The organism is Blautia sp. OM06-15AC, from assembly GCF_003481425.1.
GTDB classification, from domain to species: domain Bacteria; phylum Bacillota; class Clostridia; order Lachnospirales; family Lachnospiraceae; genus Fusicatenibacter; species Fusicatenibacter saccharivorans.
Map to the genome: position 1 here is coordinate 263,317 of NZ_QULD01000002.1, position 26,184 is coordinate 289,500.

At 46.9% G+C, this 26,184-nt stretch carries 21 protein-coding genes; 15 read left to right on the forward strand and 6 right to left on the reverse strand.

Annotated elements, in window-relative coordinates; genetic code table 11:
• Positions 1–82 precede the first annotated feature (82 nt).
• From DXB83_RS04795 to DXB83_RS04805, 3 genes are all read right to left on the reverse strand, one after another.
• A complete protein-coding gene (locus DXB83_RS04795) occupies positions 83–1,801 on the reverse strand; it encodes an extracellular solute-binding protein (RefSeq protein WP_117510367.1) in 1,719 nt (572 codons plus the stop codon).
• Positions 1,802–1,903: 102 nt separating this feature from the next.
• Positions 1,904–2,767 (reverse strand): carbohydrate ABC transporter permease, encoded by an 864-nt coding sequence (locus DXB83_RS04800; protein ID WP_117812981.1) that lies wholly within the window; start codon positions 2,765–2,767, stop codon positions 1,904–1,906.
• Between the two features lie 12 nt (positions 2,768–2,779).
• The gene (locus tag DXB83_RS04805; protein ID WP_226906422.1) at positions 2,780–3,715 is read right to left on the reverse strand and encodes an ABC transporter permease; all 936 of its coding nucleotides are present in this window, start codon (positions 3,713–3,715) and stop codon (positions 2,780–2,782) included.
• Between the two features lie 363 nt (positions 3,716–4,078).
• Between DXB83_RS04805 and DXB83_RS04810 the strand changes: the two genes are divergently transcribed.
• The 7 genes from DXB83_RS04810 to DXB83_RS04840 all read left to right on the forward strand — a co-directional run bounded on the left by DXB83_RS04810 (position 4,079) and on the right by DXB83_RS04840 (position 13,113).
• On the forward strand, positions 4,079–4,792 hold the full coding sequence (locus tag DXB83_RS04810; RefSeq protein WP_118697323.1) for a response regulator transcription factor: 714 nt from the start codon (positions 4,079–4,081) through the stop codon (positions 4,790–4,792).
• A complete protein-coding gene (locus DXB83_RS04815) occupies positions 4,758–6,518 on the forward strand; it encodes a sensor histidine kinase (protein ID WP_118697324.1) in 1,761 nt (586 codons plus the stop codon). The genes DXB83_RS04810 and DXB83_RS04815 overlap by 35 nt, the downstream gene beginning before the upstream one ends.
• 90 nt (positions 6,519–6,608) lie before the next feature.
• Positions 6,609–7,700, forward strand: a complete 1,092-nt coding sequence (locus DXB83_RS04820; protein WP_118697325.1) for a glycosyltransferase family 2 protein — start codon at positions 6,609–6,611, stop codon at positions 7,698–7,700.
• The gene (locus tag DXB83_RS04825) at positions 7,697–10,717 is read left to right on the forward strand and encodes a YfhO family protein (protein WP_117761454.1); all 3,021 of its coding nucleotides are present in this window, start codon (positions 7,697–7,699) and stop codon (positions 10,715–10,717) included. Before DXB83_RS04820 ends, DXB83_RS04825 begins: the two co-directional genes overlap by 4 nt.
• Before the next feature lie 21 nt (positions 10,718–10,738).
• The gene (locus DXB83_RS17115; protein WP_330422101.1) at positions 10,739–11,350 is read left to right on the forward strand and encodes a VOC family protein; all 612 of its coding nucleotides are present in this window, start codon (positions 10,739–10,741) and stop codon (positions 11,348–11,350) included.
• A 358-nt stretch (positions 11,351–11,708) separates the two neighbouring features.
• Positions 11,709–11,987 carry a helix-turn-helix domain-containing protein gene (locus DXB83_RS04835; protein WP_055227803.1) on the forward strand — a complete coding sequence of 93 codons (279 nt, stop codon included), beginning with the start codon at positions 11,709–11,711 and terminating at the stop codon, positions 11,985–11,987.
• On the forward strand, positions 11,974–13,113 hold the full coding sequence (locus DXB83_RS04840) for a type II toxin-antitoxin system HipA family toxin (RefSeq protein WP_055227801.1): 1,140 nt from the start codon (positions 11,974–11,976) through the stop codon (positions 13,111–13,113). The genes DXB83_RS04835 and DXB83_RS04840 overlap by 14 nt, the downstream gene beginning before the upstream one ends.
• Before the next feature lie 209 nt (positions 13,114–13,322).
• Here DXB83_RS04840 and DXB83_RS04845 read toward each other — a convergent pair whose 3' ends face one another.
• Positions 13,323–15,146, reverse strand: a complete 1,824-nt coding sequence (locus DXB83_RS04845) for a S8 family peptidase (protein ID WP_117804643.1) — start codon at positions 15,144–15,146, stop codon at positions 13,323–13,325.
• Between the two features lie 171 nt (positions 15,147–15,317).
• Here DXB83_RS04845 and trkA point away from each other — a divergent pair, with 171 nt between their 5' ends.
• The 6 genes from trkA (at position 15,318) to DXB83_RS04875 (ending at position 21,916) form a co-directional block, all read left to right on the forward strand.
• Positions 15,318–16,691, forward strand: coding sequence for a Trk system potassium transporter TrkA (gene trkA, locus DXB83_RS04850; protein ID WP_334295286.1), 1,374 nt, complete (start codon positions 15,318–15,320; stop codon positions 16,689–16,691).
• 15 nt (positions 16,692–16,706) lie between these two features.
• Entirely contained in the window at positions 16,707–18,149 is a 1,443-nt protein-coding gene (locus DXB83_RS04855; protein ID WP_117804642.1) for a TrkH family potassium uptake protein, read from the forward strand.
• 162 nt (positions 18,150–18,311) lie between these two features.
• Positions 18,312–19,391: a histidinol-phosphate transaminase gene (gene hisC, locus DXB83_RS04860; RefSeq protein ID WP_117510360.1), complete on the forward strand. Its 1,080-nt coding sequence runs from the start codon at positions 18,312–18,314 to the stop codon at positions 19,389–19,391.
• A gap of 160 nt (positions 19,392–19,551) precedes the next feature.
• The gene (locus DXB83_RS04865) at positions 19,552–20,928 is read left to right on the forward strand and encodes an MATE family efflux transporter (RefSeq protein WP_117804641.1); all 1,377 of its coding nucleotides are present in this window, start codon (positions 19,552–19,554) and stop codon (positions 20,926–20,928) included.
• Between the two features lie 188 nt (positions 20,929–21,116).
• Positions 21,117–21,401, forward strand: a complete 285-nt coding sequence (locus DXB83_RS04870) for an HPr family phosphocarrier protein (protein ID WP_117804640.1) — start codon at positions 21,117–21,119, stop codon at positions 21,399–21,401.
• 302 nt (positions 21,402–21,703) lie between these two features.
• On the forward strand, positions 21,704–21,916 hold the full coding sequence (locus DXB83_RS04875) for a small, acid-soluble spore protein, alpha/beta type (RefSeq protein ID WP_055220834.1): 213 nt from the start codon (positions 21,704–21,706) through the stop codon (positions 21,914–21,916).
• 119 nt (positions 21,917–22,035) lie between these two features.
• Here DXB83_RS04875 and DXB83_RS04880 read toward each other — a convergent pair whose 3' ends face one another.
• Positions 22,036–23,325 carry an IS4 family transposase gene (locus DXB83_RS04880; protein WP_238033145.1) on the reverse strand — a complete coding sequence of 430 codons (1,290 nt, stop codon included), beginning with the start codon at positions 23,323–23,325 and terminating at the stop codon, positions 22,036–22,038.
• 358 nt (positions 23,326–23,683) lie between these two features.
• Here DXB83_RS04880 and DXB83_RS04885 point away from each other — a divergent pair, with 358 nt between their 5' ends.
• Complete coding sequence (locus tag DXB83_RS04885) at positions 23,684–25,471, forward strand: glycoside hydrolase family 2 protein (RefSeq protein ID WP_117804639.1); 1,788 nt, start codon at positions 23,684–23,686, stop codon at positions 25,469–25,471.
• 185 nt (positions 25,472–25,656) lie between these two features.
• Here DXB83_RS04885 and DXB83_RS04890 read toward each other — a convergent pair whose 3' ends face one another.
• Positions 25,657–26,013: a hypothetical protein gene (locus DXB83_RS04890; protein ID WP_117804638.1), complete on the reverse strand. Its 357-nt coding sequence runs from the start codon at positions 26,011–26,013 to the stop codon at positions 25,657–25,659.
• On the opposite strand from DXB83_RS04890, the gene DXB83_RS17350 reads away from it, so the two are divergent.
• Positions 26,012–26,107 carry a DUF5605 domain-containing protein gene (locus tag DXB83_RS17350; protein ID WP_158565852.1) on the forward strand — a complete coding sequence of 32 codons (96 nt, stop codon included), beginning with the start codon at positions 26,012–26,014 and terminating at the stop codon, positions 26,105–26,107. The genes DXB83_RS04890 and DXB83_RS17350 overlap by 2 nt on opposite strands.
• Positions 26,108–26,184: the final 77 nt, after the last annotated feature.

The following is a 26,184-nucleotide window of genomic DNA, read 5'->3' on the forward strand; positions in this document are numbered from 1 at the left end:
CATGGCCTGACATTTAATAATATCAGACCATGTTTTTGTGCCGCCTTCCGTTCAACGGCAAAACCTTATGTTTTTGCTTTACTTACTCTACATCAACAAGTTTGGTAGCAAGGAACTCTGTCATAGCTTCTTCTGCATCTGCCAGACCATTGTCTGTCAGCTCCTGTACCATGCTCTCCCAGTTTCCATCAAACTCATCTTCGGTACCAGTTACGCATTTAACAAGTCCCGGCCAAGCAATTTCGTCCAGAATTGTCTGTTTCTCAGCAAGTTCCTGTGGCTGCTGATATGCCCACAGTGCAGAGTATGGAAGAAGATCGAACTCTTCCGGCTGTGCAAACATGTCGGTCAGCATCTCAAATCCCATCGCTTCGCATCCTTCTTTTTCTGCTGTATTGTAGTTTGCAATAACAGACTCTTTGGTAGTTGGAGTATATGGGAATCCGTCTTCAGAGTAGGAACCTGTTCCGTAGATCGGGAATCCAGTGTAGTTGTCAATACCGGTATTCTTTGCATAATCCGGATCAGACTGAGCTTTTGCAACTTCTTCATCGGTACGATATGGCTGTCCGTTATCATCGAGGAAGTAGTTCTCGCCTTCAATACCCCAGTGATACAGGATCTGTCCTTCATCGGAGCACAGATAGTCAAGGAATTTGATGGCACGAACCGGATCTTCACAGCTCTTGGTAATTCCAATACCCCAGCCAACGGTAGTTCCCTGATACAGAAGGGCTTTTTCTACCTGATCTTCTCTTAAGGTTACAGGAAGTCCAACATAAGTCTGATCTACTTTTCCGTCTGCTACCAGAGTAGCTTCGCACTGGCTGTAATGCCACTCAGCATCGGTGATGGCAACAACACGGCCGCTGGCAACTTTTGCAATATAGTCATCATCTGTCTGCGTTGCAAAGTTCGGATCCAGGATACCTTCGTTGTACATACGGCACAGCCATTTGAAGTATTCTTTCTCTTCATCTGTTACATGTTTGTAATGTACGTTGTACTCGTCGTCAATGATCCACTGTCCATTATCCGGGGATGCATCAGCGATCAGTCCTGCCGGGTTTCCAAGGGTAATCATCCAGTGCCAGTCAGAAGCACTCATGGTGATACCGATCATATCCAGACCATCTTCTGTTTTTGGATGTGCTGCAAGATAGCTCTTGATCATTTTTTCATACTCATCCAGTGTCTTCGGATATTTATAATCGTTCTCTTTTAATGCAGCCCACTGAATCTGGCAGCTTCCGCCTGTTGTCAGGGTTTTCTGGTTTACACCTGCGTAGGAAAGCTGATAGATTCCAGGATCATCCTGGCTCCATTTCAGTTTTTCCATCTCTGCTCCGTACATTTTTTTGATGTTTGGACCATATTTTTCAATCAGGTCTGTCATATCAATCAGCGCGCCTGCCTGATACAAATCCGTTGCTGAGCCTTTTGCATAAATCATGTCCGGATACTCATCATTTGCGATCATCAGCGCAATATCTTCTTTTGCATCACCCTGGGATGCTACCGGATAGGAAACATCCAGTGTAACGCCTGTTGCCTCTGTGATTGCTTTTGCTACCGGGTTATCCCAGTTGCCGTTTTTACCATCAGCGTTAAAATACTCAAAGGTAATCGGAGATTTGTCATCTGCATCATCTGCTGTCTCGCCTGAAGAACTTGCCTCTGCCGCTGATCCAGTCTCTGTGCTGGACCCTCCCTTGCTGCTGCCACTGTCGGAACCGCATCCTGCGAGCATTCCGGCCACCATAGCAGATACTAACATGAGTGATACTACTTTTCTTTTCATAAAAGCCCTCCTTAAAATGGTTTATGTCATCCTGCACTCTTTCTTTCGCCTGGCAGGAATAAACATCATCTTTTTCTGAAAATTTTTTAATACTGCTTTTTATCAGTCTTTAACAGAACCAAGTGTCATACCGCCGATAAAGTATTTCTGAAGGAACGGATATACAATAACGATCGGCACAGTTGCTACAATCGTTACGGCCATACGTACGGACATTGGTGTTACGGCCGTCTGTACATTGGTTCCTGCATGAACGTCCATTTTCATGGTCGCCTGGTTCATAATCTCATACAGTTTGTACTGCAGAGTCGGGAGTTTTTTCGCATACAGGTAAGTATCCATGAAGGAGTTCCACTGTCCTACTGCATAGTACAGACCTACGGTTGCGATAACCGGTTTGCAAAGCGGCATAACGACTTTATACCAGATCTGAAAATCGTTTGCTCCGTCGAGCTTTGCTGCCTCCTGCAGAGCCATCGGCAGTCCGTCGATATAAGAGCGGACCAGAATCATATTATAAACCCACATCAGACCAGGCAGAATGTATACCATGAAGTTATTGCCCAGCTTTAAGGTACGGATAATCAGAAGGTATTCCGGAATCATTCCGCCACCGACATACATGGTAACAACGAACAGAAGCTGAAATGGTTTGCGGAGTACGAAGTCTCTGCGGCTTAATGTGTAAGCAACCATCGAGGTACATACAATACCTACGATTGTTCCGATGATGGTTCTTGCTACAGAAATCACAGCCGGCATTGCAATGCCGCCGTCTTTAAATACATATTTATAGTTGCTTAATGTAAACTTTCTCGGAATGATGAAGTTTACATTCTTAATGGTATCCGTAGAATCGTTGAACGAAATCGCCAGTACGTTCAGGAACGGATAAATGGTGATGATGACGAGGAATACGAAGATTACCGCCAGTACGTAGTCAAATTTTTTTGCTTTCTTGTTCATATTCGCGTCCTCCTACATAAGTTTATCTTCGCCTACCAGACCGGCAATCTTATTGGCGATCAGCAGCAGGGTAACGCTGACTGCAGACTGGAATACACCGATTGCGGTACCAAGACCGTAGTTGCTGTTTCCGATACCTCTCTTATAAGAGAACCAGGAAAGTACCATCGTGTGATCCTCAACCAGCGGGTTACTAAGAAGCATCTGACGCTCCATACCTACGTTCAGGGCGCCACCGATGCTCATAATCAGCAGTACAATGATGGTCGGTCGGATACCCGGCAGAGTGATGTGCCAGATCTTCTGCAGACGGCTTGCACCGTCCATATCAGCGGCCTCGTAAAGACCAGGATCAATACCTGCCATGGCGGACAGATAAATAATTGCGTTCCAGCCAACCTCTTTCCAGCAGTTAATCAGGATAATGGTTACCCAGATAAGCGGTGAGTTGGAACTCATCAGGTGCAGGTTCTTGCCGAAGATACTGTCAACAACACCGCCGTCGTTGAAAATATTCTTTGCAATACTTGCAATGATAACCCAGGATACAAAGTGCGGCAGATAAGAAATGGTCTGCGTTACTTTTTTGAACTTCATAAAGAACATCTCGTTCAGAAGAACCGCAAATGCGATTGCTGCGATCGTTCCAACCGCGATGTCAAGGAAGCTTACTCCCAATGTGTTGATTAATGTCTGTGTGAACAAACGGTCTTTGAATGCATCTGTAAAATTTTGAAATCCAACCCAGGTTCTCTCCCAGATCGGAAGTGCAAATGTCGCAGGTTTTACCTCCTGAAATGCCATGGTCCATCCCCACAGCGGAATGTACTTGAAGATAATCAGCCAGATTACAAATGGTACTGACATCACAAGCAGCCAACGCTGTTTCCACAAGATTGCAGGGGTAATTTTCTCTCCTTTTTTCTTTTTCATTTTTTCCTTCGCCATACTCCCCATCCTTTCCGTTGTTTTGTGCGTTTTTATTACGCATTTTCTTTGATTATTTGTGATATTTACATCATATCAAATAAAATCCCCGTTTGATATTGTGTATTTTGTCCACTTATATTGACTTTTTTTATCTTTTTCCACATTTTCAGGTGCTATGGCAGGCATTTTTACTAATTTATATGCGTTTGTTTTTATTTTTTACACCAGCTTACAACTCTACCAATCAGTGTTTTTTTTGTAAAAAAAGCAGGAAAACGTAATGGGGGATTACATTTTAAGAAAAATGTCAGTTTTTTATCCAAATAATCTCCGTTTTCTCTGCTATGATAAACACCATAGAACCAAGAGGGGAAAAACAAGATGAACCAATACAACATATTAGTCGTAGACGACGACCGGGAAATCGTAAGGTCTCTCGGCAAACTATTAGAACTGGAAGGCTACAAGGTAAAAAAAGCCTACAACGGCATGGAGGCGCTCGACATCCTCATGACAGAACAGATCCATCTGATTCTGCTCGATGTCATGATGCCCAAAATGAACGGCCTTTCCGCCCTGATGAAAATAAGAGAAAAAAACAACATTCCGATTATCATGCTCTCCGCGAAAACCGAAGAGAGCGACAAAGTCATCGGACTTTCGATGGGCGCCGATGATTACGTAACAAAACCATACAACACCGCCGAACTCATGGCCCGTGTCAAATCCCAGCTCCGCCGTTACTTTTCCTTAGGCGCCGCAAACGGAACCACGCAAAGCCAGGATATCCTGAAAAACGGCGGTCTGCTGCTGAACCGAAACACCAAAGAACTCCTGGTGGACGGCGAATCCGTCCGCCTGACTGCAACCGAGTACAAAATCATGGAGCTTCTGATGGAGCATCCCGGCTACGTATTTTCAGCCGAAGAAATCTACAGCCAGGTCTGGCAGGAGGATGCTTACAGCGTAGAAAATACCGTCATGGTTCATATCCGGCGCATTCGTGAGAAAATAGAAATTGCGCCGAAAAATCCAAAATATTTAAAGGTGGTGTGGGGAATTGGATACAAAATTGAAAAAATTAACGGAAACTGAAAAACGCATCCTGCTGTGGATGCTTCTCGATCTTTCTATGGTACTGATTTTGTGCGGAAAGCTTCTGCGGAAATGGGCCAGTGAATTCGAATGGGGAATGTGGCGCAGCATCGAATGGGGAATCGGCATCGGAGTGACGGTAGTCGGCGTTTTGGGCATAGCCGCAGCCTTGTATCTGGTATGGAAATTCCGAAAAAATACCGGGAACTCGAAAATGACTGCTTTTGCCGGTAGCGAACCGGAAAAAGCGGGAAAAACAGCAAAAAGCAGCGAAGGGGCAGCCGCAGATAAGTCCGAGACAAATGAAATAGAAAAATCCCGGCAGATGCAGTTTGAGGCAAGAGCCGCTGCGGAAGCAGAGAAAGAGCAGCTGTTTCTGAAAAAATCCGAAAAGGTGCCAAATGAGCTTCTGGTTCTTGTCGGAGGATTTGCTTTTTTCGAATGGCTTCAGCCGCTCCGGCACAGTTATGCCAGATACCGCATTGTTGCCGAATGGGGTACTGTAATAGAGTGTGTGCAGACAGGTCTTCTGTTTTTTGGAATCTGTGGCGTTTTCCTTCTCAGTGCCGGCATTCTTGTCTGTCGCTATGAAAAGAAACAACTGAGAGAAATGTCCTTTTTTTGCAGAGAAAGGAAGCGTTACAGAGATCGGACCAGCCTGGAACGGCAGCTTGCCGGTCAGAGTAAATGGCCGTTCCGTGTGGCACTGATTGCGGAACTTCTAATCGTGATTACCATGATCACCGGACTGATAAACGGAATGGATGGCGAGGTACTGTTTGTCATTCTTCTTGGGCTGACCACGCTGATTTTAATTCTGTTTGCCTGGAAAACATACCGCAGTCGCCTGAACCGGGAGATGGGCCTTTTGATGGAACAGATCCATACGATGGCAGAAGGCAGCATGGAAAGTCGGATCCATGAAATATCCGAAAAATCTCTGCTGTATCCGGCATTTGCAGAGCTGGAAAATATTGAGAGCGCTATGCAGAAGAGCGTAGAAAAACAGATGCAGGCGGAGCGTCTCAAAATTGACCTGATTACCAATGTATCGCACGATCTGAAAACACCGCTCACCTCGATGGTCGGCTATACGGATCTTCTGAAAAAAGAGGATCTGACACCGGCGGCACAGGATTACGTCGAAGTGATTTCTGTGAAACAGGAACAGCTAAAGGAGATGATCCAAAGCCTCTTCGAGCTCTCCAAATCGACAAGCGGAACCGAAAAATTCCAGATGGAAAAAATGGATATGAAACGGTTGATCGAGCAGACCCTCGCCGATATGGACGATGCGATTGCGCAGAGCAATCTGTCGTTTCGCACGGCGCTCGGAGATGAGCCACTGCCGTTCCTTGGGGATAATGGGAAAATGTACCGCGTGATACAGAATCTTGTGGAAAATATCCTGAAATACAGCCTGGGCGGAACGAGAGTTTACATTGACGCAGGGAAGGAAAACGGGGAGATTTTCGTGACGATGAAAAACATTTCCGCCTATGAGATGAATTTTGAAGCGGAGGAAATGATGGAACGCTTTGTGCGCGGCGACGAATCACGGACGAGCGAGGGGCACGGCCTTGGCCTTGCGATTGCATCAAGCTACACGGCCAACATGGGCGGCCGCATGGAGCTTGCGGCAGACGGCGATCTGTTTAAAGTCATCCTGCGTTTCCCGGAGGCAGGCGAGGATTCTGCAGCGGGAGAAACAGCCACAAAAACCTGACTTGCATAAGAATGAGACAGAAGCGGGATTGCAGCAGGAAGGATCTGAAGAAGGATTCTGAGAGAGTATGTAATCCCCGGGAGGAAAAAAATGGAGACAATCAGTATTATCATACCATGCTACAACGAAGAGGAAGCAATTCCGGTTTACTACGAGACGATGGTACGTCAGATGAATGAGATGGAAGAACAGCAGAAGGTTCAGTTCGAGCTGATCTTTGTTGACGACGGCTCAAGGGATCACAGTCTGTTTGAGATGCGCCGGCTTGCGCAGAAGGATATGCGTTGCCGTTACCTCTCGTTTTCGAGAAATTTCGGAAAAGAGGCAGCCATGTACGCCGGACTGCAGGCGGCTAAAGGTGATTACGTAACGGTGATGGATGTCGACCTTCAGGATCCGCCGTCCCTTCTTCCGAAAATGTACGCGATGCTGCAGAGCGGCACTTGTGACTGTGTAGCGGCACGCCGCAGTTCGCGGGAGGGCGAGGGAAAAATCAAATCCTTCTTATCAAATGCCTTCTACGGTGTGATCAACCGCCTTTCCAGAACAGAGATTGTAAGCGGTGCACGGGACTACCGTCTGATGAGCCGCAAAATGGTGGATGCCGTGCTGGAAATGAGTGAGTACAACCGCTTTTCCAAAGGGATTTTCGGATGGGTCGGTTTTCACACAGAATGGCTGGAATTTGAGCACGAGGACCGCTGCGCCGGGACGTCGAAGTGGCCGCTTCGAAAGCTCCTCGCGTACTCGGTCGACGGCATCACAGGCTTTTCCGTAGCCCCGCTGTCACTTGCATCTGTCATGGGCGTGCTTTTTTTCCTGATTTCTATGATTCTGATCGTGTTCATCATCGGAAGAACGCTGCTGTTTGGCGATCCCGTTGCGGGCTGGCCGTCGATGGCATGCATCCTTTTTCTGGTGAGCGGTGTACAGCTTTTCTGCACGGGCATTGTAGGCATTTATCTTTCCAAGACATATCTTGAAACAAAGCACCGTCCGATCTATCTCTTAAAGGAGACGAGTGAAGAGACGGTCAAGATGCACAGTGTGCAGCCGGTGAAAAAGCAGGAGAGTGCTGCAAAGAGAAGAAAAGATACCCATACGGCAGAAAAGAAAAACGTGTATTTTCCAGAGTATGCCGACAAACGCCATGCGTCTGAAAGAGGAGAAATCCGGGCATGAAAAAGGAAATCTTAAAGGAAATAAGAGAGCCGGGAAAATCACGGAAAAAGAAAGGCCAGCCGAAAGGACGGCGGAACGGCTTCTTGGAAGGTCTTACCGGAAAGGATTTTACGGCGGCTGGTCTGTTTTTCTTTTCTTTGCTTTTGTGCCGGCTGTTCGTCCTGCAATACGGCGTATTCGGCTCCTCGATTGACTGGATCAGCCAGCACAGCACCCTTGCCGATTACTTCCGAAAGCGGTTTTACGCGACCGGAAACCTCTTCCCGGATTTCGCATGGAATCTGGGAGGAGGTCAGAATATTTACCATTTTGCCTACTACGGACTGCTGAGTCCGACCATGCTGTTATCCTACCTTTTCCCGTTCATCCCGATGGACCTGTGGGTGATGGGTTCCTCCGCGCTGCTGTATGCGGCGGATGCAGTGCTTTTTTATCAATGGATCAGCAAAAAGGGTCTGCATTACGGCAACTGTCTTTTTACATCACTTTTCTTTACGTGTTCTACCGCACTTCTATATCATTCCTATAATCAGCTTATGTTTGTCAATTATATGCCGTTTCTGCTGCTGGCTCTGCTGGGCGTGGATCGCCATTTTCAGAAGAGAAAGAGCGGTCTTCTGATTCTTTCCGTTCTTGGGATGATTCTGACCAGCTTTTATTTTTCTGTCGGCGGGCTGCTTGCGCTCACGGCGTATGCGGTGACGGAGTATTTGAAATGCGGTACAGAAAATGCTGCGTATGAAGCGGAACAGGAGAATCGAAAAGTGTCGCGGAATCAAAAGGCCGGGGCAGAGAAAAAGCAGATGGCAGGTGAAAAATCTTCAGGAACAGTCGAAGCTTTGGCGGGTTTGCGGAGCTTTTTTGGCGCAGCAATCCGCTTTGCGCTTCCGGTCCTCGCAGGAATCCTTCTTTCCGGTATTCTGCTGATCCCATCGGCTGCCGCCTTGTTCGGCGGCAGCGGCGAGGGCGGACGCGGCACCGCAGCGGGCGGCATTGCAGGACTTTTTACCGATCCGGCGATGTGGAAACCGCAGTTTCTGATCCTGCGTCTCTGCTACACGCCGTATGGCATTGGCCTCTCCGCATTTGCGGGGGTGGCGCTTTTGGGCAGAGTGATCGGAAAGAGCCGGTTGCGTGAGAAACTGTTGTCCTTCCTTTTGCTGGTATTCTTTTGTATTCCCCTGTTCGGCTATCTGCTGAACGGTGGCCTGTACAGCAAAGATAAAGTATTCATCCCGTTTCTTCCGGTCCTCTGTGCAGAAGTCGGGCTTTATGTGGAAAACCAGCTTGTCCGGAAGCGGGAGTGTGGAAAAAATCGAAGCACCGGGAATTTTAAGCGCAAAGTCATGACAGAGCTGCGAGAATTGTTTCCGTACCTCATAGTTCTGATTCTGATGTGGAATGCAAAGCAAGAGACATACTTTGAACCATACTGGCATCTCGGCATACTGGATGTGATCTGTGTGACTGCGTGCTATCTGGCATGGCGGTGGTTTCCGGCAAAAAAACAGCTGCGGGGCAGAGAGCTTCCGTTTCTACCGCTCGTCTTTAGTGCTGTGATTCTTGCATTTGCCGGAAAAGCAATCAATCAGGAAAAGCATGTGATGATCCCGCGCAAAACGTATGAAGCTCTGACGGACAGCAAGATTGCAGCGGCAATCCGCGAGATCCGTGCGGAGGATCCCGGCTGGTACCGTATGGAGCAGTATGGAGACGGCGGACAGAACCTTGCGAACGTCAACCGGATATGGGATATTGGGCAGAATGTTTCGACGATTTATTCCTCGGCATACAATGCAGAATATAAGAAATTCCGGGACGAGACGTATGGGATTAATGAAGCCTTCCGCAACCGCATGATGCAGACGGTTTCCGATGATCCGCTGTTCTGGCAGCTCATGGGCGTGAAGTACATTCTGGCAGAAACACGGCCGGAAGGGTATGAACTGTACCGGGATTACGGGGACTTTCAGGTTTATCGTGCCATATCCGCAGCGCCGGTTGCCTACGTGACAGACCAGGTGGTTTCCGAGACGGAATACAAATCGTTACCTTATCCGCAGAACCAGGAAATACTGGAGACGGCAGCCGTGATCCCGGATCAGGAAATGCGGAAGACAACAGCGGCAATCACGGATCAGGAAAAATCGGCGGAATCTGTGGATAATTTCAGAGCCGCTGCAGATTCAGATACAAAGAATGGTTCTGTAGGACCCCTGTTTCACAGTTGTTTTCAGAAAGTAAACCTTGAAATTCCAGAGACCGATCAGGAAGATCTGCGCATTCAGAAGACAGCGGACGGATATGAGATTGAGACGAAAAAATCCGTGACCGTCTCAGCAACGCTGCCGGGTGCCGCAGAGGGAGCAACGCTGCTCGCCGTTTCTTTCGAGGTGGAGAATCAGAAAGCGAGTCATGATATGTTTATCCGCATCAACGGCCAGACCAACCGCCTGACCGGCATCAACCATACGTATGCCAATGGGAATACACAGTTTAACTATCTTGTAACGATGAAAGAAGATGGAACCGTATTCATTCGGATGGGAAAAGGCCATTATATCCTGAAAAATTTTGAGACATGGACTGGTATGGCACAGCCGTTGGAAAAAACGGAGCAGCTGTACAGTCAGGCGGTTACCCTGATTGGCGGAACAACAGCAACATACGGCGGCGACGGCATCACAGGCGTGGTTTCCGCGGAAAGAGACGGATACCTCATCACCAGCATTCCATACGATGAAAATTTTGTGCTGAAAGTGGATGGGAAAGAAACACTGCTGTTCCGCGCAAACACGGCATTTCTCGGCGCAAAAATCCCATCAGGCGAGCACAAAATTGTTCTTGTGTACCATGCGCCCGGACGGACGGCTGGCAGTTGGTGCAGCCTGATGGGAGGAATGCTGGCACTCATCCTTGTGATCTGTGAAAAAAAGAAACAGCAAAACGGCAGCGAACGGGCAGGAGAGAGCAAAATGTTGCAAAAACAGCGGAAATATTATATCATCAGAGTGTAAAAATAGTTGTAGTGACACTTGGTGGAATGGAGCATATCTTTACAGCCGCAGGAAGAACTGGCAGCGTTTGCCCGGTTTGGAAACGCCGTTGCAAGCCTTTGTGTGGAGAAAAAAGGTGCTAGAGCGTGTCTGAAAAATCATTTCCGCAATCTGCAAGCTCCACTTTGCGGTATATTTTACCCTCATTCGGTTGCCGTAGCCCGCTACGCCGCCCTTATTCGGATAAAATCTCCCACGAACTGGGACTCGCAGCTCACGAAAAGCCTTTTTCAGACACGCTCTATTCCGACCAACGATATTGAGATGACGATTGCGTTTTATGAAAAGCTTGGATTTGAAATTGCATTCCGCACCGTAAATGAGGCGGCGGATGAGAAAGTGGCATTCTTAAAGCTTGGAACACTTGTGATCGAAACGTACGAAAACAAAGCTGCAGCACTGAAACCCGGAGCAATCGACCATGTGGCGATTGACGTAAAGAATATTGAAAAGGTTCACGAAATGATTACCGGGGCCGGTCTGAATACGACGCAGGATGAAGTACATTTCCTTCCGTTCTGGGAAAATGGCGTCCGTTTCTTCACGATCGAAGGACCAAATAAAGAAAAAGTGGAATTCAGCCAGTATTTGTAACGATTCCAAGCCATGCGAAATGGAAGAAAAATCGCGAATCATGCTTGCATGAATATCCGTTTGACCAGCAAAGCCTCTGCCGGAAAGCAAAATTTTTGCCCGGCAGAGGCTTTTTTACTTACTCTGAAACAAATACTACCGGATAGTCAAAAAAGCGCAAATTATCCCTATAGAGTAAAGGAGATGCAAAATTTATCTGCAGTTACAAAAACGGGGTGGAGTTTTTATGGAAACAGGGCAGGAAATCATTGTGCTTTCTGCACGTGAGTGGTAAAATAGAATAGATAATATATAATCTGTTTTGAATAAAAACAGGATATTTTAGATAACATATAATCTGTAACAAGAAGGGGAAAAAATGGAACAATTTATATGGGAAACTCCGGAAGAACTGGATCAAAAACTTGCGCAGCGAGTGAGAAAAATCAGAAAGAGACGTTCAATTACGCAGGAAAAATTAGCATCTATAAGCGGAGTGAGTTACGGCTCAATCAAAAGATTCGAAACGACAGGACAAATTTCCCTGTTATCTTTAACGAAAATTGCAATCGCACTGGATCTTGCAGATGAGCTCAGAAATATTTTCACGCAGGTACCGTATAAAGATATTCAGGAGGTTATCAATGAAACAAGATAAAGTACTGCAGGTGTGTTATGAGGATCAAACGGTGGGAACATTAGCTATGACGGCAGACCACAAAGTGGCATTTCAGTACAGTGATGAATGGCTGGAAACCGGATTTTCGATCAACCCATTTTCATTGCCTTTGCAAAAACAGGTATTTGTTCCAGTTAAGGATCATTTTGAAGGATTATTTGGGGTTTTTGCGGACAGTCTTCCAGATCATTGGGGCAGATTACTGTTGGATCGCCTGTTACGGGCACATAAACAAAATCCGGATGAACTGACCGTACTGGATCGTCTGGCGATTGTGGGCACATCGGGGATGGGAGCGTTGACATATCACCCGGAAAAGAATTTTCCAGAGGAGCAGAGCAGTGCAGATCTGGACAAACTGGCGGAAGAGTGTCAAAAGATACTGAATACAGAGTATTCGGATAAACTGGACGAATTGTATCTGCTGGGAGGTACCAGCGGCGGAGCAAGACCTAAAATCATGACAACCATTGATAATGAAGAATGGATTATCAAATTTCCAGCGCATGTGGACGGAAAAGATGCAGGAAAAATGGAATATGACTATTCCTGCTGTGCCAAGGCCTGCGGAATTATGATGAGTGAAACGAGATTGTTTCCATCAGAAAAATGTAAAGGATATTTTGGAACTAAAAGGTTTGACAGGAGAAACTGTTTGAAAGGGAAAAAGAAAGTGCACATGTTGACGACAGCTGCAATTCTGGAATTGGATTTTGAGCAGCCAAGTCTGGACTATCATGGATTAATGAAACTGACAAAAATCATGACACGCAATTGCGATGAAGATGTTGAAAATATGTTCCGCCGAATGTGTTTCAATGTTTTTGCACATAACAGAGATGATCATTCGAAGAACTTCACGTATTTGTACGAAGCAGACGAAGATAAATGGCATTTAAGTCCGGCATATGATCTTACTTACAGTAATACGTATTATGGCGAACATACTACGTCAGTAGATGGAAATGGAAGAAATCCAGGCAGAAAAGAGTTACTGGCGGTAGGAACTGGTGCAGGGATGAAAAAGACAAGGTGTGAAGAGATCATAGACGAAATTGAGAAAAAAGTAAAGGAAATGTTGGAAGAATATCTTTTGGGTAAGTGATTCTCTTTGCATTCAAAAAATTTTAAACAGCAAGTTATTAACAGTTAAATAAAAAAGAGTTGCCAGACAAATGAACACTATAAGTACCTTGCTACGAGTTTTATTTTCGTAGCAAAGTACAAGATAGTACAGAGATAAAAATATGTCTCATTTGTCGTTTAACTCTTTACATTGCGCTTTTATTTCTTCTATCGAATCCTTCAATAACTTTAATCTGGCAGGCTACTTTCTAAACAAAGTCGTCCCCATCCCACCCGCCTGTTCGGGTATTCGCTCTCGGATGCGATGGGTTTTGTGCCTGCGATGAGATAAGCTTTCAGCTTTTCACCATATAAAAACGGGTCATTTCCGCGCAGAATACCCCATTCCATCATAAGAGCGGCGCTTCCCGATACAAAAGGCGTGGCAAACGAGGTGCCGGTGAAGGAAGCATAGCCGCCGCCGGAACGGGGAGCTGGGATATTGACACCCGGGGCGGCGAGATCAGGTTTAATTTCGTGGAGAATACGGGTATAGCCGCGGCCGGAGAAGCTGGCATAGGAGGAAAGGCGGGGATCGTAGGCACCGACCGTGATGGCGGAGCGGGCGGTGGAAGGGATGGTGAGTGTGGTGTCGGCAGTGGGGGAGAAGAAGCGTGTCTGTGAACCGACGGCGTTTCCGCCGGGAAGCCAGAGGTCAAAGGAACCGGAGATCAGGCGGCCGGGGGTGAGACGCAAGGTCCAGATGCCGTTTTCGACGGACAGATGGTTTCCTGCGCCCTGAAAGGTCAGGTAAATTTCCTGCGCCTGGCTGTAGGGGGATGGCATGCCATAAAACAGGAGAAGTTCTGTCGGACCAAGCGTCAGACGCGCCGTGCCGAGGACAGGAGAGAGCGTGCCGGAGCGGATGCCGCCGGGGGAAATCAGTTCGATCGAGATTTCATCCCCATAAACCTTCCAGATCTGGAGACTGAACGAGGATTCATAAGCACCGACCTGAAATTCAACGGAGACAGCGCGGTCAGCCGTTGCCGAGACCGCAGACGTCGCAGCCGGATCAGATGTCGGACGGACTGTTTGCGTCTGACCGGACGACTTGCGGTCCGACTTTAGGTTCCCGGTATAATGGCGTCCGGTATCCCCTTCATTTCCTGCCCCGATACAGATCACGTTCTGCCCTAAATTTGACACTGCATTCAAATACGTTTCAAGTAAGGAATCCCCGCTGTGCGAACCGTAATTATTCCCGAAGCTCAAATTAATCACAAGCGGCCGCTCCACCAGAAGTGCATATCTTACGCAGAAATCCACCGCCTGCAGCAATTGCGATGTCCGCGGCAGATCCGCCGGATCAGGATTCCCAAGCTTTACGACCACGAGTGTTGCTTCCGGTGCCACGCCCCGCATGGCCGCATCTGCCGAGGATCTCCCATTTCCCGCTGCGATTCCGAGCACCGCTGTCCCATGCCCCGTCACATCGCGGGACGGCACGAGGGCAAACCGTTCTTCCGGCGTAGAAGATGCAAGTGCCTCATTGATCTGCTGCCGTGTATATACCGACCCAAGAGCATACCCCATCGGAGGATTCCCCGGAATCGTCTGATCCCATAAAATTGCAATTCGGCTTGTCCCGTCCGGTGCGCAGAAATCAGGATGCGCATAGTCCACGCCTGAATCAATGCATGCAAGCAGCACCCCATTCCCAGACAGACCCATAACCCCCTCCTGCACAGGCGTAATACAGGATATGCTCCGCACAAATGCATCTGCGAAATAAAGTAATTTCGGTTTCTCCAGATAGGTAATCTGCGGCAGTCCTGTCACGTAATCCATCAGGGACTCCGGAACCAGAAGAATGGCATACGAAAACAGCAGCAGCGTCACACGAACTCCCTGCTCCTCCAGAAAAGCCAGGTCTCCCTGATACTGTACAATTACTTCCCATGTTTTGCTGTAAGAGTTATAACCTGCCGAAAGCTCCGGCACACGCCGCCGTTCGACTTCCGTTGCGGCCAGCGCAAGGTTCAACAGGTTTTCCCTTTTTTGATCAATCATTACAAAAACTCCGTCCAAAATGTTGTTAAAATCTATTCCGCTTTTCCTGGAAATATGATATAATCGCCATCGTACAATAGGGGTACAGATCTGCTTTTTGGAGTGCATCGAAAAATGGTTTTACGATGCCGCCTGGCGGGTCTTTACTATTTTACGCGAAATGCTTTTGCATTGAAGGGAGAGAACATGAAAATTATCATTGTGGGCTGCGGAAAAGTCGGAGCCGCACTGACCGCCCAGCTGAGCCGCGAGGACAACCTTGTGACGGTCATCGACACAGACAGTATTGTCGTCCGCAACGTCTCCAACACCTATGACGTTATGGGAATTGTAGGAAACGGAGCAAGCTATCAGGTGCTTCAGGAGGCGGATATTGAGCATGCGGATCTGATGATTGCCGTAACCAAAAGTGATGAAATGAACCTGCTTTGTTGTGTCATCGCCAAACAGGCAGCAGACTGTCACACCATCGCCAGAGTTCGAAATCCGATGTATCGGGAGGAGAGAGAATTTATCCGTAAAAAGCTGGGTCTGTCCATGATCATCAACCCGGAGCACGCGGCCGCCATGGAAATGGCAAGACTGCTGCGGTTCCCATCTGCGATTGAGATCGACAGCTTTTCCCGCGGAAGAATCGAAATGCTGCGCTTTAAAGTGCCGGAAACATCGAAAATTGTCCATATGTCGCTGCGTGAGCTGGCCGGAGCGCTTCAGTACAGTCTGCTGGTCTGTGCTGTTGAGCGAAACGGCGAGGTTTACATACCGGATGGAAATTTTGTGATCCAGGCAAAAGACAGCCTTTCCATCATTACCACACCGCAGAACGCAGAGAGCCTGTTTAAGAAAATCGGTGTTCATACAAACAAGGTACACAGTACGATGATCGTCGGCGGCGGTGAAATTACGTATTATCTCGCAAAATCACTGGCAAATATGAACGTCGATGTCAAGATTATCGAGAAAAATAAGGATCGCTGTGAGGTTTTAAGCGAAGCACTGCCAGATGCAACCGTTATTTACGGTGACGGAAGTGACCAGGAGCTCTTAAAAGAGGAGCGCATCCAGAATATGGATTCCTTTGTGGCCTGCACCGATGTGGATGAGGAAAACATCATTCTGTCGCTGTATGCGAAAGAGAAGGTATCCTCAAAGGTTGTAACGAAAATCAACCATCTGGAATTTAATGATGTTATCCACAGCCTGAACCTGGACAGCCTGATCTACCCGAAACACATCACCGCAGAGTACATTCTGCAGTATGTCCGGGCAATGAAAAACTCCATCGGAAGCAACGTTGAGACGCTGTATAAGCTGATGGAAGACCGTGTGGAGGCTCTTGAGTTTATCGTGAACCAGAATTGCCGTATGATCGGCATCCGTCTGCAGGATATGAAAACACGGCCAAACCTTCTGGTAGCAGCGATTAACAGACGGGGAAAGGTCATCATTCCGGGTGGACAGGATTCCTTTGAGGCAGGAGATTCCGTCATTATCGTAACAACGGAAACCGGTCTTCAGGATATCCATGAGATTCTGGCAGAGTAACGGGGGAAGCGGATTATGAACTATAAAATGATTCGTTTTGTCATCAGCTGGGTGCTGAAAGTGGAAGGTATGCTGATGCTGTTTCCGGCGCTGGTCGGAGCCATGTATCAGGAAAAGACAGGCTTTGCGTATCTTATCTGGGGACTGCTCTGCATTGCGGCCGGTCTGATCCTCTGCTTCAGAAAACCGTCCAATATGGAAATCTATTCCCGCGACGGATTTGTCTGCGTTTCGTTAAGCTGGGTTGTCCTTGGTGTTTTCGGAGCGGTGCCGTTTGTAATTACGGGGGAAATTCCGTTTTATATCAATGCGCTGTTTGAGATCGTTTCCGGTTTTACAACGACAGGAGCCAGCATTTTGAGCGATGTGGAAGCACTTTCACACGCCAGCCTGTTCTGGAGAAGCTTTTCCCACTGGATTGGCGGTATGGGCGTTCTTGTGTTCATTCTTGCATTGCTTCCGATGAAGGGCGGTTCCGTCATGAACCTGATGAAGGCAGAGAGCCCGGGACCGACCGTTTCCAAATTTGTTCCGAGAGTGCGCGGAACTGCTAAAATTCTGTATCAGATTTATCTTGGCATGACACTTTTTACCATTGCTGCCCTGCTGCTTTCCGGCATGAAGACATTTGATTCTGTCACACTCGCCATGGGAGCTGCCGGAACAGGAGGTTTTGCCGTGTTGAACAGCGGTTGTGCAGTGTACACACCACTGCAGCAGTGGATTCTGACAATCGCCATGATTGCGTTCGGTGTGAATTTTAACTTTTATTATCTGATGCTTTGCAAAAAGGGAAAGGCCGCCATTTCGTCCCAGGAGGTAAGAGCGTATTTCCTGATTATCCTTCTGGCAGGAGGCGTGATTTCCTGGAATACCTATCCGATGTACCATTCCATCGGTGAAGCGGTGCGGACTGCCTTTTTCCAGGTCGGATCGATTATCACGACAACGGGTTATTCCACGACGGACTTTGACCTCTGGCCGGAGCTGTCAAAATGTATTCTGGTGATGCTGATGTTCATCGGAGCCTGTGCCGGTTCAACGGGAGGCGGAATCAAGGTTTCGCGAATCCTGATCCTCTTAAAAACCGTGAAAAAAGAGCTTGGTTCGATCGTACATCCGCGCAGTATCAAACGCATCCGTTTCGACGATCACCCGGTAGAGCATGAGGTTCTGCGGGCGATCAACGTATTTTTGATTGTTTATCTGGTGATCTACAGCTTTTCCATGCTGATCATCAGTGTGGATGGATTTTCCTTCGAGACAAACTTCACGGCAGTTGCCGCAACACTGAACAACATCGGACCGGGTCTTGACCAGGTAGGACCGACCAGTAACTTCTTTGGATACGGTCCGGTTTCCAAGCTGATTCTGATTTTTGATATGCTGGCAGGCCGTCTGGAACTGTTTCCGATGCTGATTCTTTTCTATCCGTCTACCTGGAAGAAGAGAGGATAAAGCGGTTCACCGGGAAGAAAAGGGACTTTGCGTCGGCGGGAAACTGCCGGGAGCAGAAGGAAAAGAAAAAATGGTTACGATTCACAGGGGTTTCCAAAAAAACAGAAAGACGGAATAAAGTCAGGGTGCATTTCCTGACCACAGGCAGAAAGGAAGGAACTTATGAGTAACTGGGAAAAGAATGTAAGAAAAGTTGTGCCGTATGTACCGGGCGAGCAGCCGCATGAGGCTGACATGATCAAGCTGAATACGAATGAGAATCCGTATCCGCCGTCACCAAAAGCCGCAGAGGCGATCAGACGGGTAGCAGAAGAGGATACCCTCCGTCTCTATCCGGATCCGACCGCGGCAGAACTGGTGCAGGCGATCGCGGATGTCTACCACGTAAGCACAAAGCAGGTTTTTGTCGGCGTTGGTTCGGATGATGTTCTGGCGATGGCGTTTATGACGTATTTTAACTCTGACAAACCGATTCTTTTCCCGGACATTACGTATTCCTTCTACGATGTCTGGGCGGAGGAATTCCGCATTCCGTACGAGCAGATCCCGCTCGATGAAAATTTCTGCATTGTGCCGGAGCAGTATTTTGCAGAGAATCATCCAAATGGCGGAATCGTGTTCCCGAACCCGAATGCACCGACGGGTGTGGAGCTTTCGCTTTCTGCGATCGAATCGATATTACAGAACAACCCGGATGTGGTTGTAATTGTGGATGAGGCATATGTGGATTTCGGAGCAGCCACTGCGCAGCCGCTGCTGGAAAAATATGAAAACCTGCTGGTTGTGCAGACAACATCAAAATCTCGTTCGCTTGCCGGCATGCGCATCGGCTATGCAATCGGAAATGAGAAGATGATTTCGTATCTGAATGATGTGAAATATTCTTTCAATTCGTATACCATGAATCAGACCACGATCGCAGCCGGAGCCGCAGCGATCCGCGATGTGGAATATTTCCGCAAGACGGTGAAAAAAGTGATGGAAACGAGAGAGTGGTCGAAGGAGGAGCTGAAAAAGCTGGGATTTTCTTTCGAAGATTCGAAATCGAACTTTATTTTCGCAACGCACAAAAGCGTACCGGCCGGGAAGATTTTTCAGGCACTCCGGGAACGCCATATTTATGTGCGGTATTTTGAGAAACCCCGCATTGACAATTATTTGCGTATTACGATTGGCACGCGGGAAGAAATGCAGACGCTGTTTGATTTTTTGAAAGATTACTTAACCGAATCAAGCAAGTAGCGAAGCGGATTGCAAATATCCGCTTGCCAAGAGGGATGAAGCAGCTGAAAATATAAAACAGAAGAAGAGTATCTGCAGAGGAGCAGAAGAAAATTTTAAAGGGGGACTGCCGTCGGAATCAGCCATGAGATCCGGCGGCAGTTTTAGAAGGTATTTGGGTATGAACAAAGAGAAGAAAGAAGTAGTAAAGGTAAATCAGATTACGGAAGGTGTTATCTGGCAGCAGATTCTGATCTTTTTCCTGCCGATTCTGTTCGGAACGTTTTTCCAACAGCTTTACAACACGGCAGATGCCATGATTGTCGGACACTTTCTCGGAAAACAGGCACTTGCGGCGGTCGGCGGAACGACAGGTACGCTGATCAATCTGCTGGTCGGATTTTTTGTCGGCCTTTCGAGTGGTGCGACGGTTGTTATTTCACAGCATTACGGAGCCAATAAAGAGGACAAGGTGCAGTGGGCAGTGCACACTTCCATTGCCTTTTCCATTCTCGGAGGTATTGTGCTGACAGTAGTCGGCATTGGCTGTTCGAGATGGATGCTCGATTTGATGAACACGCCGGATGATGTTGTAAATCATGCGCTGATTTATATGCGTGTTTATTTCCTTGGAACCATCGGAAACCTGATTTACAACATGGGTTCCGGTATTCTGCGTGCGGTCGGCGATTCGAAACGTCCGCTGCTGTATCTGATCATCTGCTGTATGACCAATATCGCGCTTGACTTTTTATTTGTTGTCGGTTTGCAAATGGGTGTTATGGGCGCGGCACTTGCAACCATTCTGTCTCAAATCATCAGTGCGGTTCTTGTTATGGGCTCTCTGATGCGGACCAAAGACATTTACCGGCTTCATCTGCGGAAAATCAGCATCGACTGGATTATGCTGAAACGAATTGTCCGCATTGGTTTTCCGGCAGGCGTACAGTCAATTCTGTACTCGGTATCGAATGTAATCATTCAGTCTGCCGTCAATTCGCTGGGAACCAACAATGTGGCCGCGTGGGCGGCTTACGGAAAGGTGGACGGTCTTTTCTGGATGATGATCAATGCGCTCGGTATTGCGGCGACAACCTTTGTCGGTCAGAACTACGGTGCGAAAAAGATGGATCGTGTACACCGCGGTGTGCGCACCAGCATGATCATGGCATTCCTGATGACGGGTCTGATGGTTGTGTTTATGTGGTTTATCGGTGATACACTGATTTCTCTGTTTACCACAGATACGGCGGTGCGTGAAATCTGTCACGGACTGATCCATTTCCTGGTTCCGACCTTCTTTACCTACATTTCCATCGAAATCCTTTCCGGTGCACTCCGCGGTGTCGGAGATGCATGGATTCCGATGTTTATCACCGGAATAGGAATCTGCGGAGTACGTATCGTGTGGATGACGGCGGTTCTGCCGCATTTCCACTCCTTAAAAGGAGCAGCCTTCTGCTATCCGCTGTCGTGGGTGATCACAACGATTGCATACTTTATTTATTACCTGTTCTTCAGTCAGCTGAGTAAGAGGAAAGAATTGAGGAGTATCTAACAGAATGTTCAAACTGTATTAACAAAACTGTGCTATCATGAAAATATCAGTGTCAAAAGGTCAAAAAACCGATGCAGGCAAAGCTTGCAGGAGGATTTTTGAACTCGGGACACGGCAAAAAATGAGTAAGTAGCCATTTTTCAAAGAAAAATGAGCGGATTACAAAGGAAAGACAGGTGGAACGTAAGATGGTAAGTGAAAAAGTAACGATTGTCAATCCGTCAGGTCTGCATCTTTTAAACGCGGTAAATTTGTCAAACAGTGTAAGCCGGTACAAATCTTCCATGTCGTTTACCTATGAAAACAACGGGATGCAGGGAACGGTTAATTTAAAGAGTATTTTGAGTATCGTTGCCGCAGGAATCAGGCAGGGAGAAACCATTGAGATCTGCAGCAGCGGGGAGGATGAAGAGGAGGCACTTCGGGCGGCTGTTGCCGCAATTAAAAGCGGGCTCGGAGAGACGCCGGAGTGAGGAGATAGGAACATAGAATAGAAATAAAGAAAAGGACCTCGCTTTTTGAAAAAACGGAATGGGAAACCGGACCGTATTTCAAAAAGCGAGGTTTTTTTTGTGGCGGCAGATAAAAGATTCCTGCCTTCGGGGGGGATTTCGAAAGCAGGGATGAAAAGATAAGCTGCGAAGCAGCTCTTCGGCTATGAGCAAGCAGCGAAGCGGATTGCTCATAGCCGTTTGACAACAGGAGGTATAAGGCCGGAAAAAAGTGTCTACACTCTGGATAAAGCAAAAATGCAGAGAAAAGGAGTGTAGAAAAAATGGCAAGGCAGAAGAAAATTGATCTGGAACATATGACGGAGAAGGAGAAAATGAAATACGAAATCGCAGGTGAGCTGGGGCTTTTAGAACGCGTGCTGAATGACGGCTGGCGATCACTCACGGCAAAAGAAACGGGACGGATCGGTGGCCTTGTGACACGGAGGAAGCGGCAGATGGCGGCGGAAGGAAAGAACGAAAACGAAGAAAAATAACAATGTCATTAACTTTAGCAAAGAGCAGAAATCGTAAGCATTTATAAAACTATGATTCCTGCTTTTTGTTTGTATATGGGCATACTTATCCCCTTCTCTTTGTACTCGTATTTTTTAGCTCAGTACGCTCTTTTATGGGTATTCGAATATTTTCCTGCTAATTGCCCTTTCGTTCTGGTATAATGCCGATCAGGACGAATGGGAACAAGATTTTTACTGATATCTTCATATATTTGCTGAAATAACATATTTTTCTTTTGACCATCCGTTTCAAGAAGTATATAAATCAGATCATTTTTTAAGATTCCAATACTAACAGTCTGATTGATCATCATTTTATGTTTTCTGTTCGCTTCTTTCTGATCCAGTTCACGCTCTGCATCTAATATGATATCTTCAACTAAATTGCTCAGATATATAGTGCTGTATATATCTTGTAATAACAGAATAGGTTTTGTTCCTGTAAAATTCTCTAACTGTAACCGACTCTTTAGCGTTTCATACGCAGTCTCTATCCCCCACCTCATATGATATAATTCTTTTATTTCTTCTGTATGAAATTCAGTTTGTGAAAGATTTGTAGCCAAAACTTCTAAACTTCCGTTTTCTAATAGGATTTTTACCATACGCAATGAAATTTCACCTAATTCTTTCATACGTTCTCCATCTGGCGTTCCCTCGTAATGTCTGATTCTTGACTTATCAAGTTTTATTTTAACTAGCTGATCCTTTTCTATTAAACTGTTTTGCTCTTTTTTGTAATCACTGCTTTTTAAACGTACGATAAATTTAATATCCTTATCCATCATATGTATAAACGCTGGCGTAGAAGGATAGCCTCTGTCCATGATAATAACATAGGGAATGCTGCCTATTGTTTCCGGTATTCGCTCCATCTGTTTTTCGGCCAGGCGCATTTCATTAAATTTCACCTTATTACAGTCACTTTCCAGTATCATACGATTCATTACATCATAAATACAGCCTAATCCTATTTGAGCTTGGGGCTTTGTGTTTTTCCGGCTTGCAGAACCATATAGTTTCAGTGTTTCAGCAGTGGTAGGAATATTAATATCTGAGCCGTCAGCGGCTAATATTAAATGATCTTTGTAAGTTGAAAAGGTGGAATCTGCATAAAAGTTACGGTTATGATATTTATATAATTCTAAAAAAGCATCTGGATTAAGTTTCATACGCTGTTTCAGATATCCTGGTTTTGAAATAGACACACCAGGATGAGCAAGTTTCATATAATTTCTCAGTTCCAATGCCAACGTCAACCCCTTTCTGTTTATCATCGTGAAAAGAAGATCCTGAAGAGGCATTTTTCGAATTCTGGTAAAATAATTTTTATTACCTGATCGGCAAAATGCCTTAAATTCATCAGAAGTCATTTTTTCTATATCCATGAATATACGTTTCTGAGAATGCTTCATGCATAATCACATCCTTTTTTGAGCAGGTTCATGGCTTCTTTTTACAATATAAGCATATCAAAAAAAGCAGAAGATATCTAATCCATTTCGGAATAAATATCTTCTGCTTTTAAGTTAATGACATTGAGAAAAATAAGCGGTACCGCAATTTTTGCAATATCCTCAACAGTTTTGACCATAGATTTTTCCTGTGAAAGCGTTATAATAAAAACAAGGAATGGGTGGTGCCGCGCCAAAGTCCGTGTCTGCACGAGACCCGGCGACTGCCGCGATACCCTGAGAAACTCGCAGAGCGTGTTTCGGATCGTTTGGAGAAGTGAGGGAAAAGTTTATGGAAGCAAAAAAAGAGAAAAAGTATATGTCGGATATCCATCTCGAGGATTATACCGAACAGTACGAAACGGGATTTGCCACAGTGGACACGATGATATTTGAAGGGGGAAGAAGAGAGGAGCTGCTGAACGGCGGCTGGCATTATGCAGTCGATCAGTACGATACCTGTCTGCGCCAGAAATGGTACAAAGAGAGATACCGCGACGAAAAAGGCTTCACTGTGCCAATCGACTATTCCTTTGACGAGTGGCCGGTGATGCAGCTTCCGTGCAGCTGGAATACCATCGATCCGATGTATCTCCTGTATGAGGGAAGCATGATCTTTACGAGAAAAATTTCCTATATCGCAGAAAGAGAGGAAACAGTTTTTCTGAAGGTGGGCGCAGCCAATTATCTGTGCCGCGTTTTCTTAAACGGAAAATACGTCGGTATGCATCGCGGCGGATCGACACCGGCGTTCTGGAATATCACAGAATACCTGAAAGCGGAGAACCGCATCGTGCTTGCTGTTGACGGAACGAGACGGCCGGAGCAGGTGCCGACCGAGAATACCGACTGGTTCAACTACTGCGGCGTATACCGCGATATCGCACTGATCCGTGTTCCGAAATGCCATATCAAAACTTTTAAAATTGCGCTTGTGCCGGACGGAACATTTGGACATGTTATGGCGAAAGTGACACTGTCGGAAAAAATCACAGCCAAGGCAGAGCTTGTCATCGAGGAGCTTGGCGTGAGCCGGAAAATCCAGCTGGAAAACGGAGCCGGAGAAGTTGTTTTTGATGCAAAACCGGAGCTTTGGACACCGGAAAAACCGAAGCTGTATGATGTAAAAGTAACCTGTGGAACCGATACCGTCAGCGATCGGGTCGGCTTTCGTGAAATTCGCGTGAACGGCAGAGACATTCTGCTGAACGGAGAGCCCGTTTTCCTGCGTGGTATCAGTTGCCACGAAGACAGCGTGGAAAACGGAAAAGGCCTGACAAGAGAGGAACGGATCGAAAATATCCGCATTGCGAAAGAACTGGGATGCAACTTCATGCGCCTTGCACATTACCCGCATAACGAAGAAATGGCAAAACTCGCCGACGAGTTTGGGCTTCTTTTGTGGGAGGAAATTCCGGTTTACTGGGCAATTCGTTTTGAACGTGAAAAAACATATGAGGATGCCCAGAATCAGCTCCGCGAACTCATCAACCGTGACTGGAACCGCGCGAGCGTGATCATCTGGTCTGTCGGAAATGAGAATGCCGATACGGATGAACGGCTGAAATTCATGAGCGCACTGGCAGAATGCGCGCATCGGGAAGATGAGACGCGAATGGTGTCTGCGGCCTGCCTGGTTAATGCTGCGAAAAATAAGATTGAGGACCGTCTGATGGAATACCTTGACATCATCGGCATCAACGAGTACTGCGGCTGGTACACCCCGGATTTTGCGATGCTGCCGGCACTGATGGAAAACAGCCAGCCGGACAAGCCGGTTATCGTAACGGAGTTCGGCGCAGACGCGCTGCCGCATCACCATGGAACCATCTCGGACAAAGGAACCGAGGAGTGCCAGGCGGATGTGTACGAAAAACAGATTGCAACGCTGCGGAACATTGACTACATCAAGGGCATGACCCCCTGGATTCTCTACGACTTCCGCTGCCCGCGCAGAACAAGCCTGATCCAGAAATATTATAACCGAAAGGGGCTGCTCTCTGAGGACAAAAAGTACCGCAAACCGGCATTTTATGTGCTGCAGAAATTTTATGAAGAGCTGAAAAGAAAAGAACAGTAGGGGCAAGAGCTTTTCGAAAAGATCAGCCGACTTGCACGGTTGACGATATCAAACGGAACAGAGAAAAAAAGACAAGAACAGACAAAAACAGATGATATGAAATCAGCTTTGAAGTCCGATTTCATACCATCTGTTTTTTTCACTGCAACAATCCGCCGTAGGCGGAGAATCCGGCAAGTGCTGTGTTATGCTTTTTTCTGTGCAGCCATCCACTCCAGAATCGGAGTTTCTTTTCCGTCCGTCATAACCGGTTTGCCGTCATAATCGAGGACACACTCATCGTTCAGCATCGGGATCCAGGACCAGTGGCCGATGTATTCGAATGGGGTGCCGTCTGCATTTTTCTGGGTTCCGGTGTGATCGAGTACCTTGTCCCAGTAGGTGAAGTGTGCATTCGGATTGACCTTTGCCAGACGCTCATAGGTCGGAACGACAAAGTCATCCGGAACGACAACCGGGTCGGTTTTTGCGTGTGTAAACCAGATCGGCAGATCTTTGAGCTTCAGAATATCTTCATCGGAAATCATCGACACCTGGAACATGACCATCACCCCGGCAGGCCGCCACAGCGGAGAATTCACGATCGACATGCCGTCAAGACCGTATATGGCTGTGCGACTGGTGAAAGTGAAATAAAAATGTGGGAGAGGAATCTTGAAATTCGATTCGGCATATGATATAGTATATGTAGCTAATAAGAGAAATAAGTGACA